We start from the raw sequence: 15137 nt of genomic DNA on the forward strand, positions 1-15137 counted from the left end.
CCAGTCTTGAAGCAGCCTGTTTTGAAGCAGCCTGTTCTGAAGCAGCACAAAGGCCTGGCGCTGCTGTGGGCACTGGTGGTTTGCCTGCTGCTGGGCCATAACGCCTATGTCTGGCTGGTGCAGCGCAGCGCGCCCGATACGGACATCCTGGCGCTGTTGCCGGTGCAGGAGCGCGACCCCGTGCTGCAGCAGTCGTTCAGCCACATGGTCGATACGGCCCAGCAGCGCGTGGTGGTGCTGGTCGGCGCGCCCGACTGGCGCGACGCGCAGCGGGCGGCCGACGCCTATCACGCCGTGCTCGGGCGCCGCCCGGACCTGTTCGCGCCCACCGCCGTCGACGAGCAGACCCAGGCCGACTGGCTGGCCCTGTTCCAGCAGCACCGCCTGACCTTGATGACGGCCCGCCAGCAGCAGCAGTTGCGCGGCGAGCCGCCCCAGTTCTGGCTGCAGGCCGCCCTGGCCGGCTTGTACAGCCCCTTCGGCGGGCCCAAGCTGGGCGCCTGGCAGGACGATCCGTTCGGCCTGTTTTCGGGCTGGGTGCAGGAGCGCACGCAGGAGACGCCCGTACGCCCGCGCGACGGGCGCCTGTACGTGGCCGACGCCCAGGCCCAGTACGTGCTGCTGCCGCTGACCCTGAAAGTGCGGGCGCTGTCGATGACGGCGCAGGAAACCGTGCTGCCGCTGCTCAAGCAGGCAGGCGACGCCGCCCGCCAAGCCGTGCCCGGGGTGCAGCTGATCGAGGCCGGCGTGATACTGCACGCGGCCAACGCCAGCGCCCAGGCCAGCGGCGAAGTGTCCACCATCGGCCTCGGTTCGCTGCTGGGCATGGTCCTGCTGATGTGGCTGGCCTTTGGTTCGGTCCGGCCCATCATCCTCATTTCGCTGTCGATTGCCGTCGGCTGCCTGGGCGCGCTGTCCGTGTGCACGCTGCTGTTCGAGCGTTTGCACCTGATGACGCTGGTGTTCGGCGCCAGCCTGATCGGCGTGGCCCTCGACTACGGCATCTACTTCCTCAGCGGGCGCCTGAGCGCCGACGCGGCGACCGCCTCGCCGGCCCTGCTCAAGCGGCTCATGCCTGGCCTGGTGCTGACCCTGGTGACCACGATGGCCGGCTACACGGGCCTGGCGCTCACGCCGTTCCCCGGCCTGCGCCAGATGGCCGTGTTCTCGGCCCTGGGCCTGGTGTTCGCCTGGTTTACGGTGGTACTCTGGTTCCCGCTGCTAATCGGCGGCGGCACGCTGCGGCAGGGCGCGCTGCTGCGCCGTTACGGCGACGCGCTGGCGCGCTGGCCCGTGCTGCGCTGGAACGGCGCCACGCTGCTGGCCGGCCTGCTGTTCGTACTGGCCGCCGGCGCCGGCATCAGCCGGCTGGGCGCCAACGACGACATCCGCCTGCTGCAAAACCCGCCCAAGCACCTGCTGGACGACCAGATCAAGCTGGGCCGCCTGCTCGACGCACCGACCCCGGTGCAGTTCTTCCTGGTGCGCGGCGATACGGCCGACATGGTGCTGCAGCGTGAGGAAGCGCTCAAGCAGCGCCTCGATCCCCTGGTCGGGCAGCACCGCATCAGCGGCTACCAGGCCATGTCGAACTGGGTGCCGTCGGCCGCGGCCCAGGCCGAGCGCCGGGCCCTGATCGACGACCATCTGCTGCAGGATGGCGGTCCGCTGACGGCGCTGGCCGCGCAGACCGGGCAGGATGCGCAATGGGTGGCCGCCACCCGCGCGCGCCTGCGCGCGGCCGGCGCGCCGTTGACGGTGGACGCCTTCCTGCGCACCCCGGCCAGCGAGCCGTGGCGCCACCTGTGGCTGGGCCACGTGGACGGCGCCGCCGGCTACGCCAGCATCGTCGCGCTGCGTGGACTGGACAGCCGGGCATTGCCGCAGCTGCAGCAGGCCGGCGCCGGGCTGGCGGGGGTGCAGTGGGTGGACAAGGTGGCCGAGATTTCGTCCGTGCTGGGGCGCTACCGCCAGTACATGGGCTGGGTGGTGCTGCTAGCCTACGCGGTGGTGTTCGTGCTGCTGCTGCCGCGCTACCGGGGCCGGACCTGGCGCGTGCTGGCGCCGTCCGCGCTGGCCAGCGTGGCCACGCTGGCGCTGCTGGGCTACGCGGGCCAGCACCTGCAACTGTTCCACGTGCTGGCGCTGATGCTGCTGCTGGGCGTGGGCGTCGATTACGGTATCTTCATGCAGGAGGCCGCGGAACGGCGCACGCCGTGGCTGGCGGTGGGCCTGTCGGCCGCCAACACGATTTTGTCATTCGGTCTGCTCGGCCTGAGCAAGACCCCGGCGTTGCAGGCGTTCGGCCTGACCATGCTGCTGGGGACTGCGCTGGTGTGGCTGATCGCTCCTTTATTTGGTTCTGGCTCTGAAAGAAATCATGGTTGAACAACAGAAGTCCACGGTGGAACAGGTCGAAATTCTGATCGTCGGCGCCGGCCCGGCCGGTTCGGTGGCCGCTGCGCTGCTGCGCCAGCAGGGGCGCCAGGTGCTGGTGCTCGAGCGCGAGCAGTTCCCGCGCTTCTCGATCGGCGAGAGCCTGCTGCCGCAAAGTATGGCCTACCTGGAGCAGGCCGGCATGCTGCAGGCCGTGGTGGAGGCGGGCTTCCAGTTTAAGAACGGCGCCGCCTTCATGCGCGACGGGCGCTACACGGATTTCGATTTCCGCGACAAGCACGCCAGCGGCTGGGGCACCACCTACCAGGTGCAGCGCGCCGATTTTGACCACATCCTGGCGCGCGAGGCGGAGCGCTTCGGCGCCCAGGTGCGCTACCGCCATGAAGTGCTGGACGTGGCGCTGGGCCAGCCCGGCGGCGGTTCGCGCGTGACCGTCAAGGACCCGGACGGCGCCGTGTACCAGGTCGATGCCCGCTTCATCCTCGACGCCAGCGGCTTCGGACGCATCCTGCCGCGCCTGCTCAAGCTGGAGCGGCCGTCCAACTTCCCCGTGCGCGGCGCCATCTTCACCCACATCGAGGATGGCATCGCGGCCGGGGCGGGCTTCGACCGCAACAAGATCCGCGTCACCGTGCATCCGCGCCATTGCGACGTGTGGTTCTGGACCATCCCGTTCGCCGGCGGGCGCTGCTCGCTGGGCGTGGTGGCCGAGACCAGCTTCCTGGAGCGCTACCAGGGCACGCCCACCGAGCGCCTGCAGGCCATCGTGGCCGAGGAACCGTCGCTGCAATCGCTGCTGGCCAACGCCAAATGGGATACCTCGGCGCGCCAGATCGTCGGCTATTCGGCCAACGTGGACCAGCTGTGGGGGCCGGGCTACGCGCTGCTGGGCAATGCGGGCGAGTTCCTCGACCCCGTGTTCTCGTCGGGCGTGACGATCGCCTTCAAGTCGGCCAGCCTGGCGGCGGCGGCGCTGCAGCGCCAGTTCGCCGGCGAGACGGTGGACTGGCAGGCCGAGTTTGGCGCGCCGCTGCGCAAGGGCGTGGATACCTTCCGCGCCTTCGTCGAGTCGTGGTACGCGGGCGGCTTCCAGCGCATCATCTTCCATGAGGGCCAGCAGCCGGAAATCAAGCGCATGATCTCGGCGATCCTGGCCGGCTATGCCTGGGACCAGAGCAATCCCTTCGTCCGGGAGACGCCGCGCCGCCTGGCCGCGCTGGAGGCATTGTGCACGCCGGCCTGACAGACGGATTGCGAAACCGGCTGCAAGGCGCGCCATGCGGCGGGCAGCGACGCGGGATGCATCGCAGCTTGCAAGGCGGCCTGGCCGCGCTGGCGCTGCTGGCGCTGGCCGGCTGCGCCAGCGCGCCGCCGCCGCGCGCGCGCCTGGGCCTGAAACTGGCGCCTGCGGCGCTGGGCGCCGCCATCAGCGTGCAGCAGCATCTGAAGGTGGAACGGGACGGGCGCATCGACGAGCTGGACGTGGCCCTGCAGGTCGAGCCCGAGGCGCTCGATGCGGTGGGCCTGGCGTTCGGCCAGCGCGTGCTGTCGCTGCATTATGATGGCAAGGAACTCACTTCCTGGCGCCACGTGATGCTGCCGTCGCAGGTGCGGGCCGACGACGTGCTGGAAGACATGCAGCTGACGCTGTGGCCGGCCGATGCCATCGCCCAGGCCTTGCCGGCCGGCTGGCGCATCGCGGAGCGGGACGGGCGGCGCACGCTGTACCTGGACGAACAGGCCGTCATGTTGATCGACTATAGTGGACAACCGCGCTGGAGCGGCACTGTGGTCCTGGAAAACCTGCGTTATCACTACCGGCTGACGATCCAGTTCGCGCCGGCCAACGATTGAGGTTGAAGGTGGATCCGACCAATTATTATCTGAATGCCTGCGGCGTGGTCTGTGCGCTGGGCGACAGCCACGCCGCCATCAAGGCGCGCCTGTTCGCCGGCGACAGCGGCCTGGCCGTGACGGACGCCTGGTCGGCCGGACGGCCGCTGCCGCTGGGACGGGTGGCGGGCGATCTGCCGCCGGTGGCGCACCTGCCGCCGCAACAGCGCAGCCGCAACAACGCGCTGGCGCTGGCGGCGCTGGCCCAGATCCGCCCGGCCGTCGACGCGGCCATCGCCCGCTACGGCGCCGACCGCGTGGGACTGGTGATCGGCACCAGCACCTCGGGCATCGCGGAGACGGAAAGCGCGCTACGGCACCTTGCGCAGCAGGGCGCGCTGCCCGATGGCTTCCACTACGGCCAGCAGGAGATGGCGTCGCCGGCGGCCATGCTGGCGGCCGAGCTGGGCCTGGACGGCCCGGCCTACGTGCACTCGAGCGCCTGTTCCTCCAGCGCCAAGGCCATGGCCAGCGCCGCCCGCCTGATCAAGATGGGCCTGTGCGATGCGGTGCTGACGGGCGGCGTCGACACGCTGTGCGCCTTCACCGTGGCCGGCTTCTCGGCGCTCGAATCGGTGAGCGCGGCGCCCTGCAATCCGATGAGCGTGAACCGCAACGGCATCAACATCGGCGAAGGGGCCGCGCTGTTCCTGATGAGCGCACAGGCCACGCCGGGCACGGCGCCGGTGGCCCTGCGCGGCTGGGGCGAGTCGTCCGACGGGCACCACATTTCGGCGCCCGACCCGGCCGGCGGCGGCGCGCGGCTGGCCATGACGCAGGCGCTGGCGCGGGCCGGCGTGGCGCCGTCGCAGGTCGATTACATCAACCTGCACGGCACGGCCACGGTGCAAAATGATGCGATGGAGTCGCGCGTGATCGCCGAGCTGTTCGGCAGCGATGTTCCCGTCAGCTCGACCAAGCCGTTTACCGGCCATACGCTGGGTGCGGCGGCGGCCATCGAGGCGGCGCTGTGCTGGCTGGCCATGCAGGACGATAACCGGGACGGCAAGCTGCCGCCCCACCTGTGGGACGGCGTGGCCGATCCCGCGCTGCCCGTGCTGAACCTGGCGCCGCGCGGCGCCGCGCTGGGCCGGCCGCTGCGGCTGGCGCTGAGTAATTCGTTCGCCTTTGGCGGCTCCAACGCGGCGCTGCTGCTGGGGAGGGATGCATGACGCCGGCCGATCAGATGCCCGATATCGCCGCGCTGGTGCCTCATTCCGGCCAGATGATACTGCTGGACCGGGTGCTCAGCGCCGACGCCGAGAACCTGTGCGCGGAAGTGCGCATTCATGCCGGCAGCGTGTTGTGCGGGGCCGACGGCGTGGGCGCCTGGGTCGGCATCGAATACATGGCGCAGGCCATCGCGGCCCACGCCGGCTTGACCGCCCTGCAGCGCGGCGAGGCGGTCAAGGTGGGTTTCCTGCTTGGCTCGCGCAAGTACGAGGCGCGCGTACCGGGCTTCGCGCCGGACAGCGTGCTGCACGTGCATGTGCAGCGCGTGCTGCTGGGCGAGAATGGCCTGGGCGCCTTCGAGTGCCGTATCGACCTGGCCGGCGAGGGGCGGGATGTCACCGTCGCCACGGCCACGGTGACCGTGTTCCAGCCCGACAATGTCAATCAATTCCTCAAAGATGGAAGTGCAGTATGAGCATGAATCAGAATAAGAGCGCGCCAGGCCAGGCCCTGAGCGTATTGGTGACGGGATCGTCGCGCGGCATCGGCAAGGCCATCGCCTTGCGCCTGGCGCGCGACGGCTACGACGTGGTGCTCCATTGCCGCAGCCAGCGCGCCGAGGCGGACGAGGTGGCGCGCCAGATCGCGGACCTGGGCCGCGCCGCGCGCGTGCTGCAGTTCGACATCGGCGACCGCGCCGCCACCGCCGCCGCGCTGGAGGCCGACATCGCCGCCCACGGCTGCTACTACGGCGTGGTGTGCAATGCCGGCGTGGCGCGCGACAATGCCTTTCCCGCCATGTCCGGCGAGGACTGGGACATCGTCCTGCAGACCAACCTCGATGGCTTCTACAACGTGCTCAATCCGCTGGTGATGCCGCTGGTGCAGCGCCGCAAGCCGGGCCGCATCGTCACGCTGGCGTCCGTATCGGGCCTGATCGGCAACCGCGGCCAGGTCAACTACAGCGCGGCCAAGGCCGGCATCATCGGCGCCACCAAGGCGCTGGCGCTGGAACTGGCCAAGCGCGCCATCACGGTCAACTGCGTGGCGCCGGGCCTGATCGAGACTGACATGACGAGCGAGGTGCCGATGGACGAGGCGCTCAAGATGATACCGGCGCGCCGCGTGGGCAAGCCCGAGGAGGTGGCCGCCGCGGTCAGCTTCCTGATCGGCGAGGAGGCCGGCTACATCACGCGCCAGGTCATTTCCGTCAACGGGGGCCTGGCATGAGCCGGCGCGTGGTCGTCACCGGCATGGCCGGCATCAGCCCGATCGGCAACGACTGGGCCACCATCCGCGAGCGGCTGGGCCAGTTCCGCAACGCCGTGGTGCGCATGGAGGAGTGGTCCGACTACGAGGGCCTGAACACCCGCCTGGGCGCGCCGGCCGCGCCGTTCGAGCTGAACCAGCGCTACGGGCGCAAGGCCATCCGCAGCATGGGCCGGGTGGCGCTGATGGCAACGCGCGCCAGCGAACTGGCGCTGCAGGACGCCGGCCTGCTCGAGCATCCGCTGCTGCAGAGCGGCGACATGGGCGTCTCGTTCGGTTCCTCGGCCGGCACCCCGAGCGCCATCGGCGACTTCGGGCGCATGATGGAGGAGCGCACCACCAAGGGCATCAACGCCACCACCTACATCAAGATGATGGCGCACACGGCGCCGGTCAACATCGGCGTGTTCTTCGGCCTGACGGGGCGCGTCATCACCACCTCCAGCGCCTGCACCTCGGGCAGCCAAGGCATAGGCTATGCGTATGAAGCCATCCGCGCCGGCAAGCAGCGCGCCATGGTGGCCGGCGGCGCCGAGGAACTGTGCGCCACCGAGGCGGCCGTGTTCGATACCCTGTTCGCCACCAGCACCCGCAACGATGCCGGCCACACCACGCCGCGCCCGTTCGACGCCGGCCGCGACGGCCTGGTGATCGGCGAGGGCGCCGGCTGCCTGATCCTGGAAGAGTACGAGCACGCGCGCGAGCGCGGCGCGGCCATCCACGCCGAGCTGGTGGGTTTTGGCACCAACAGCGACGGCTGCCACGTGACCCAGCCCAACGCTGCCACCATGAAAAAGGCCATGCTGCTGGCGCTGGAAGACGCCGGCCTGCAGCCGTCCGATATCGGCTACATCAACGCCCACGGCACCGGCACCCAGCAGGGCGACATCGCCGAGTCGCAGGCCACCATGGAGGTGTTCGGCGGCGCCACGCCCATCAGCTCCCTGAAGAGCTACATGGGCCACACGCTGGGCGCCTGCGGCGCGCTGGAAGCCTGGATCAGCATCGAGATGATGCGCGAGGGCTGGTTCGCGCCCACCATCAACCTGGAGCAGGTCGATCCGCAATGCGCGCCGCTGGACTATATCGCCGGCACCGGCCGCGCCTTGCAGTGCGAGTACGTCATGTCCAACAATTTCGCCTTTGGCGGCATCAATACCTCGTTGATTTTCAAGCGCTACCGCTGATGGGCGGGGGCAGCACGCGTTACCGGTTTTTTTGAAGTCTGGTGTTTTTTAAAAAGGAAGAAGAAAAATGAATAAACTGATGATTTCCGCAATCCTGTCCGGCTGCGCACTGATGGCGGCCCTGCCGGCGCAGGCCTCCGATACCGTGCTGATGATGCCGATCGCCGGCGCCATGGCCGCCAACGATGCCCAGGCCCGTCTGGGCGACAGCGTCAAGTTCTACTTCGGCGACCAGCAGACGCCGCGCGTGCAGACCAAGATCGGCAGCGACAAGACCAGCCAGCGCACCAACGGCTTTGGCAAGTCGGCCGAGAAGTCCTGCAACTGGGTGTTCCTGTCGGCCATGCTGCAGCTGCAAAAGCACGCGCAGCAGGTGGGCGCCGATGCCGTGATCAACATCGTCAGCAACTACCAGGACAAGGAAGTGTCGAGCCAGACGGAGTTCGAGTGCCATGACGGCGCCATCATGTCGGGCGTGGCGCTCAAGGGCGACTTCGTCAAACTGGCCAAGTAAGATCATCATGAACCAGGCCCACGCCCTGGTGTTACTGCTGGATGGCGCCGCCGTCGGCGAGGACGCGCTGGCCACCAGCCGCAGCTGGCTGGGGCCGGACGAGCAGGCCCGCCTCAAGCGCTTCGTGCGCCAGCAGCGGCTGCGCCAGTTCCTGCTCGGGCGCCTGCTGGCGCGCATGGCGCTGGGCCGCATGCTGGCCATGGCGCCGCACGAGATCGTGCTCGATGATGTGCCGGGCCGCGCGCCGCGCATGGTGCCGCCGGCCGGCGGCCTGCGGGTGCCGTTCTTCAGCATTTCGCACAGCGGCGACTGGATCGCCTGCGCGGCCAGCGCGGAAACGGCGCTGGGACTCGATATCGAAGTCATGGACGCCGGCCGCGATCTGGCCGCCCTGGCGCGCCAGGCGTTCGACGATGCCGCCTGCGAGCGGCTGCAGGCCACGCCGCTGCCGGCGCGGGTGCCGCTGTTCTACCGCATGTGGAGCGAGCACGAGGCGCGCTTCAAGCTGGCGCACCCGATCGCGGCGGCCGCACCGAGCTGCGTCGCCTTGCCCCATCCTGTCCTGTCGATCGTGTTGTGCAGCGCGCTGCCGCTGGCCGTGGTGCCGCGGCTCGAACCGGTCATCCTCGGCTGAGGCGTATCACTGCCACAGCCAGTTCCACAGCCCCGGCAGGGGCGGCTTGCTGTCGGCATTGCGTACCGTACTGGCCAGCGCGGCCCGTTCCAGCGCGGCCCGTTCGTCATAGAACGGTTTGGCCGCCAGCGGGATATCGAGTTCGCGCGCCACATCCAGCAGGATTTCCATGTATTCCTCGATATGGCCCGCCGTGTAGGTGTTGACGTCGTGAAAGGTGACCACGACCGGCGTGGCGCCGTCGACGGCGGGCATGGTGCCGGCGGCCCAGCGCTCGCGCGTGGCGCGCAGGTGGGTCAGCATGTTGGCGCGTTTGTGCCAGCTGAAGTTGATGCCGTAGATCTTGCCGTCGTTGGCATTGAGGTCGGTCAGCAGCATCTGCATGCCATGCCGGTGGTAGGCGGCCAGCGTGTCGGCGTCGTAGGCCCAGAACGGCGGGCGCACCAGCGATGGCGCGCTGCCGGTCACGCCGGTCAGGTCGTCCACGCCCCGCTGCAGCGATTCCTCCAGGCTGGCCTGGCTCATGAAGCGGTGGTTGGCGTGGAACAGGGTGGCGCTGTGCAGGGCCACCAGATGGCCGTCGTCGTATTCACGGCGGATCAGCCCGCGCCCCACCTCGGTGCCGCCGCCATGCCAGGCCCGGGTCTGGGTGAAGAACACGGCCTTGATGCCGTCCTGGTAGGGGTTGTGGGCCAGCGCCTCGAGGATGCGCACGGTGGGGTTGTCGCTGGCGGCGGCGGCCGGGCCGTCGTCGAAGGTGAGCAGGAAGCGCATCGGCGCCGGGCCGGCATGCACGGCCGCCGCCGGCGCCACCATGCCGCCGTCGGCCAGCGCATGGCCGGCCGGCGCCATCCACAGTGGCAGCGAGAGCAGGGTGGTGCGCAGCAGGTGCGCGGCCAGGCGGGAGGCGGAACGTATGGACACGATGAAAGACGGCAAAACTGGAAGAGTGCGGCATTGTAACGTTTTTGGGCCAAATTGACTGGCGCGCCGTATCACAAGGGGCGGCAGGCGGTGGACGGGAATGAAAAAATCCAGTTTGCGAATTCTGCAACTAATTGCCTGTCAGGAATTATAATGGTGGTCTGACCTGTCATTTCATGTAATTTCATACATAGTTTTAAACACAGCCTATGAGCGCAAATCTTGATGCAATAACCGCCGTCACCGATCCCCATGTTCCGGAGACGGCATTCGGCAAGTGGTTCTTGCGCAGCAATACCTGGACCGTGCACGTGCTGGAGCGGGCGCTGGCCGATCTGCAGCGGCTGATGCCGGAGCCGGCCCGCAGTTACCCGGTGGTGGCCGACGTGGGCTGCGGCTACGGCCGTTCGCTGTACAAGCTGCGGCAGCGCTTTGCGCCGCAGCGGCTGATCGCCATGGATATCGATCCCGAGATGCTGGTGGCGGCGGCGCAGGAGGCGCGGGCGCTGAACATCGAGGCCGACTATGTGTGCTGCTCCAGCTCCAACATCAAGCTGGAGGACAACTCGGTGGACCTGCTGTTCTGCCACCAGACCTTCCACCACCTGATCGACCAGGAACGGGCGATCGCGGAATTCTTCCGCGTGCTCAAGCCGGGCGGGGTGCTGCTGTTTGCCGAATCGACGCGGCGCTACATCCATTCCTGGATCATCCGCCTGCTGTTCCGCCATCCGATGGAGGTGCAGAAGACGGCGCCGGAATACCTGGCCATGGTGCGCGCGGCCGGCTTTGCGGTGCCCGACAGCGCCGTGTCCTATCCCTTCCTGTGGTGGAGCCGCGAGGACCTGGGCATGCTCGAGACGGTGCTGCGCATCAAGCCGCCCGCCGTGCGCGAGGAAACGCTGATCAACCTGGTGGCGCGCAAGCCCTGAGGCGCGGCGCCGGGACGAAAAAAAGCCGGCGCGTAGCCGGCTTTGCGATCAGGCGAACCTGAGGGCGATCAGAACTTGACGCGCACGCCGAACGACAGCAGGTCGGCCTTGATGCTGTCGCCGCCTTCTTTGGCGACCTTGCCGAAGTTTTCATATTCGGCGACGAAGCTGATTTTCTTGTCCAGCGCGAACGAAGCGCCGACGCCGATCATCGGGGTGGTCTGGTTGTTGGTGGTGCTGTCGGACAGGCCTGGACCCCAAGCGTCGATCTTGGTGTGGTTGAACGCCACGCCAGCTTTGCCGAACAGGGCGAACTGTTCGCCCAGCGGCAGGGTGCCGGTGGCGGCAACATAGATCGATTCCGGCTTGGACGATACGCCGTAGCCGTAGGCCGTTTTTTCCACTTTGCGGAAAGCGACGTAGCCGCCTTCGATACCGACGTTGCGGGTGAAGTCGTAGCCGCCATACAGTTTGAAGCCGGTGGTGTTTTCTTTGGTCGAAGTGTCGTCGACGGAGAGCTTCTGTTCAGCGCGGCCTACGTTGGCGCCGAAGTAGGCGTTGTCAGCCTGGGCGGCCAGTGGTGCTGCCAGAGCGGCGATCGCGGCGATGATGATGCGGTGTTTCATGCTTATGTCCTTAATTAGTAGGCCGTCCAGTATCGGGGGCGTGCGCTGGTCGCGTCGGCCTCTTGCTGTACGGCAATAATAATTTTACTGTTCAGTTACAAAGACTGCAATAGTTATTTTTGCCTAATGCAACTTTATTTCCTGATATGAATCATTAATCATGGCCCCGTCCTGATCCCTGCCGCCGGTGGCGGCGCTATTCGATCCTCACCGCCGTTGCGGCGCCCTGGCGACTGCTGTATGTTCTCTATCCATTGCCATCCACACCGTCCGATATGAGCCAAGCCAACCAGTTTTCCCTGCTGTCGCAGCGCCGCTTCGCCCCGTTCTTCTGGACCCAGTTCCTGGGCGCGTTCAACGACAACCTGTTCAAGACGGCGCTGATGGTCATCCTCACCTACGATGCGCTGAGCTGGACCACGCTCAAGCCTTCGCTGCTGACCAACCTGATACCGGGCCTGTTCATCCTGCCCTACGTGCTGCTGTCGGCCACGGCCGGGCAGATGGCCGACAAGTTCGAAAAATCGGGCCTGACCCGCTTCGTCAAATGGCTGGAGCTGGGCATCATGTGCGTGGCCGGCATCGGCTGGATGCAGCACATCCTGTGGCTGCTGATCGCGGCCGTGGTGGGCATGGGCATCCACTCCACGCTGTTTGGCCCCGTCAAATACGCCTACCTGCCGCAGCACCTGAAGACGGAAGAACTGATCGGCGGTAACGGCGTGACGGAGATGGGCACCTTCGTCGGCATCCTGCTCGGCGAAGTGCTGGGCGCCGTGCTGGTGATGCAAAAGCCGGCCGGCCTGCTGCTCACGGCCGGCGGCACCATCCTCACGGCCGTGCTGGGCCTGATCGCCAGCTACCGCATCCCGCACACGCCGGCGGCCGACGCCACGCTGCGCGTGAGCCCCAATCCGCTGGCCGAATCGGTGCGCAACATCGGCTTTTCGCGCAAGAACCGGGTGGTGTTCCTGTCCATGCTGGGCAACTCGTGGTTCTGGTTCTACGGTGCGCTGGTGCTGGCCCAGTTCCCCGTGTATGCCAAGGATTACCTGCACGGCGACCACAACGTGTTCGTGCTGCTGCTGACCATCTTCTCGCTGGGCGTGGGCGCCGGCTCGCTGCTGTGCGAACGGCTGTCGGGGCGCAAGGTGGAACTGGGGCTGGTGCCGTTCGGCTCCATCGGCCTGACCTTGTTCGGCATCGACCTGTATCTGGCCAGCGTGGGCTTTACCGCCAGCGGCGGCCAGGTGGCCGCTGCCATCGTGGCGCAGGGCGGGGCGCGGCTGGGGGCATTCGACTGGCTGGCGCTGCATGGCACGCTGCGCATCCTGGGCGACGTGCTGATGATAGGCATGTTCGGCGGCTTCTTCATCGTGCCCCTGTTCGCGCTGATCCAGGTGCGCTGCGAGCCGGGCCACCTGTCGCGCACCATCGCCGGCATGAACATCCTGAACGCACTGTTCATGGTGGCGGCGGCCGGCGTGGCCATCGTGCTGCTGGGGCAGGGGTTGACGATACCGGAACTGTTTTTGGCCACGGCGCTGATGAACGCGCTGGTGGCCGTCTACATCTTCTCGCTGGTGCCGGAATTCCTGATGCGCTTCCTGGCCTGGCTGCTGATCCATACCGTGCACCGCGTCAAGTGCATCAATGCCGACCGCATTCCGGTGGAGGGGGCGGCGGTGCTGGTGTGTAACCACGTGAGCTACGTGGACGCCATCGTGATCGGCGCGGCCAGTCCGCGCCCGATCCGTTTCGTGATGGACCACCGCATCTTCAAGCTGCCGCTGCTGGGCTGGATCTTCCGCACGGCGCGCGCCATCCCCATCGCGCCGGCCAAGGAAGACCCGTGGCTGATGGAGAAGGCCTATGTGGACATCGCCCAGGCGCTGCACGAGGGCGACCTTGTATGCATTTTCCCGGAAGGTAAGCTGACCACCACGGGCGAGATGAACGAATTCAAGGGTGGCATCGCCAAGATCGTGGCCCGCTCCCAAGTGCCCGTGATCCCCATGGCGCTGCGCGGCCTGTGGGGCCACTTGCTGAGCCGGGGCGCCGAGAACGTGCTGGAGCGCACCTTCCGCAAGGGCCTGCGTTCGCGCCTGGCGCTGGCCGTGGGCCAGCCCGTGGCGCCGCCCGACGCCACGCCGGAATACCTGTACCAGCAGGTGCGCGAGCTGCGCGGCGGCTGGAAGTAAGCCCCCGCCGTCCCCATTTTCATTCGCGCCAGCAGGCCCGCCGAACCGTCCCGGTTCCGCGGGCCTGTTTATTTCCGTGACATATGCCGTTACAAATTGTTTCTTGACGTTATTAGAATGATCGTTCATTCTATCAATCAGTTTCATTATCGGATTGGAAAAATAACAATGGAAACCTTGCTTTCCCAGCGTGCGCGCCGCCGTGCCGGCGCCATCTTTGTGCTTTGCTCGAGCGGCCTGCTGGCTGCTTGCTCCCCATCCACGGCCGTAGCACCTCATGCGCAGGTGGCGGAAGTGGGCGTCTTTACCGTCACGCCCCAGGCGTTGCCGATCACGACCGAACTGCCGGGCCGCACCGCCGCCTTCCAGGTGGCCGAGGTGCGGCCGCAGGTGAGCGGCATCGTCCAGCAGCGCCGCTTTGTCGAGGGTGCGGACGTGGCGGCCGGCGCCGCCCTGTACCAGATCGACGCGGCCAGCTACCAGGCGGCCTACAATTCGGCCAAGGCGGCACTGGCCAAGGCCCGCGCCAACCTGCTCACCAGCGGCCCGAAAGCGGCACGCTACAAGGAGCTGGTGCAGATCGAGGGCGTGAGCCGCCAGGAGCTCGATGACGCCGTGGCCGCCAACGAACAGGCCAAGGCTGAAGTGGAGTCGGCCAGCGCCGCCGTCGAGGCGGCCGCCATCAACCTCAAATACACGCGGGTGGAAGCGCCCATCGGCGGCCGCATCGGCCGCTCCACGGTGACCCCTGGCGCGCTGGTGACGGCCGGCCAGGCCGCCGCGCTCACCACCGTGCAGCAGCTCGATCCCATTTATGTCGACGTCACCCAGACCAGCACCGAGATGCTGCGCCTGAAGCGCGCGCTCGAATCGGGCAGCCTGAAACAGTCGGGCGGCCAGGCCAGGGTGAGCCTGATCCTGGCCGACGGCAGCAAGTACGCGCAAGCGGGCAAGCTGCAGTTCGCCGACGCCAGCGTCGATCCCGGCACCGGCAACGTCACCCTGCGCGCGCTGTTCCCCAATCCGAAACACGATCTGCTGCCCGGCATGTTCGTGCGCGCCGTGCTGGAAAACGGCGTGGACGAACAGGCCATCGCCGTGCCGCAGCAGGGTGTGACGCGCAATCCCAAGGGCGAGGCGACGGCGCTGGTGCTCAACCGCGACAACAAGGTCGAGCAGCGCATCCTCGTCACCGGCGGCACCGTCGGCGACAAGTGGCTGGTCACTTCCGGCCTGGCCGCGGGCGACCGCGTGATCGTGGAAGGCGTGCAGAAGGTCAAGCCGGGCGCGCCTGCCACGGTGGCTGCCACCGCCCCCGCCACGCCGGCCGCCGTTGCCGCCGGCGGCGCCATGCCGGCCAACGCCAAGAGCGCCCACTAATCCAGGA

The 15137-nt window shown here is 67.7% G+C and carries 14 protein-coding genes; 12 read left to right on the plus strand and 2 right to left on the minus strand.

The features are described from left to right. Positions 1-21: 21 nt before the first annotated feature. From AC3WOS_RS13410 to AC3WOS_RS13450, 9 genes are all read left to right on the plus strand, one after another. A complete protein-coding gene (locus tag AC3WOS_RS13410; RefSeq protein WP_492716466.1) occupies positions 22-2388 on the plus strand; it encodes an MMPL family transporter in 2367 nt (788 codons plus the stop codon). Further along, positions 2381-3640 carry an NAD(P)/FAD-dependent oxidoreductase gene (locus AC3WOS_RS13415; RefSeq protein ID WP_492716468.1) on the plus strand — a complete coding sequence of 420 codons (1260 nt, stop codon included), beginning with the start codon at positions 2381-2383 and terminating at the stop codon, positions 3638-3640. Before AC3WOS_RS13410 ends, AC3WOS_RS13415 begins: the two co-directional genes overlap by 8 nt. A gap of 56 nt (positions 3641-3696) precedes the next feature. Continuing rightward, positions 3697-4251 carry a DUF3261 domain-containing protein gene (locus tag AC3WOS_RS13420; protein WP_492716470.1) on the plus strand — a complete coding sequence of 185 codons (555 nt, stop codon included), beginning with the start codon at positions 3697-3699 and terminating at the stop codon, positions 4249-4251. An 8-nt stretch (positions 4252-4259) separates the two neighbouring features. Next, the gene (locus AC3WOS_RS13425) at positions 4260-5462 is read left to right on the plus strand and encodes a beta-ketoacyl-ACP synthase (RefSeq protein WP_492716472.1); all 1203 of its coding nucleotides are present in this window, start codon (positions 4260-4262) and stop codon (positions 5460-5462) included. Then, positions 5459-5938, plus strand: coding sequence for a hotdog family protein (locus AC3WOS_RS13430; RefSeq protein ID WP_492716474.1), 480 nt, complete (start codon positions 5459-5461; stop codon positions 5936-5938). The genes AC3WOS_RS13425 and AC3WOS_RS13430 overlap by 4 nt, the downstream gene beginning before the upstream one ends. A gap of 2 nt (positions 5939-5940) precedes the next feature. Continuing rightward, entirely contained in the window at positions 5941-6693 is a 753-nt protein-coding gene (gene fabG, locus AC3WOS_RS13435; protein ID WP_492716476.1) for a 3-oxoacyl-ACP reductase FabG, read from the plus strand. Then, on the plus strand, positions 6690-7919 hold the full coding sequence (locus AC3WOS_RS13440; RefSeq protein WP_492716478.1) for a beta-ketoacyl-ACP synthase: 1230 nt from the start codon (positions 6690-6692) through the stop codon (positions 7917-7919). Before fabG ends, AC3WOS_RS13440 begins: the two co-directional genes overlap by 4 nt. 67 nt (positions 7920-7986) lie before the next feature. After that, a complete protein-coding gene (locus AC3WOS_RS13445) occupies positions 7987-8433 on the plus strand; it encodes an excinuclease ATPase subunit (RefSeq protein ID WP_492716480.1) in 447 nt (148 codons plus the stop codon). Between the two features lie 7 nt (positions 8434-8440). Further along, positions 8441-9067: a 4'-phosphopantetheinyl transferase family protein gene (locus AC3WOS_RS13450; protein WP_492716482.1), complete on the plus strand. Its 627-nt coding sequence runs from the start codon at positions 8441-8443 to the stop codon at positions 9065-9067. Between the two features lie 6 nt (positions 9068-9073). Here the strand turns inward: AC3WOS_RS13450 and AC3WOS_RS13455 are convergent, their stop codons facing one another. After that, positions 9074-9991: a polysaccharide deacetylase family protein gene (locus AC3WOS_RS13455; protein ID WP_492716484.1), complete on the minus strand. Its 918-nt coding sequence runs from the start codon at positions 9989-9991 to the stop codon at positions 9074-9076. A gap of 209 nt (positions 9992-10200) precedes the next feature. On the opposite strand from AC3WOS_RS13455, the gene AC3WOS_RS13460 reads away from it, so the two are divergent. Next, entirely contained in the window at positions 10201-10923 is a 723-nt protein-coding gene (locus tag AC3WOS_RS13460; protein WP_492716486.1) for a class I SAM-dependent methyltransferase, read from the plus strand. Positions 10924-10991: 68 nt separating this feature from the next. On the opposite strand, the gene AC3WOS_RS13465 is transcribed toward AC3WOS_RS13460, so the two are convergent. Continuing rightward, on the minus strand, positions 10992-11549 hold the full coding sequence (locus tag AC3WOS_RS13465) for an outer membrane protein (protein ID WP_492716488.1): 558 nt from the start codon (positions 11547-11549) through the stop codon (positions 10992-10994). 275 nt (positions 11550-11824) lie between these two features. Here AC3WOS_RS13465 and AC3WOS_RS13470 point away from each other — a divergent pair, with 275 nt between their 5' ends. Next, positions 11825-13750, plus strand: a complete 1926-nt coding sequence (locus AC3WOS_RS13470; protein ID WP_492716490.1) for an MFS transporter — start codon at positions 11825-11827, stop codon at positions 13748-13750. 168 nt (positions 13751-13918) lie between these two features. Further along, positions 13919-15130, plus strand: coding sequence for an efflux RND transporter periplasmic adaptor subunit (locus AC3WOS_RS13475; RefSeq protein WP_492716492.1), 1212 nt, complete (start codon positions 13919-13921; stop codon positions 15128-15130). Positions 15131-15137: the final 7 nt, after the last annotated feature.

The organism is Rugamonas sp. FW305-51 (genome assembly GCF_058786935.1).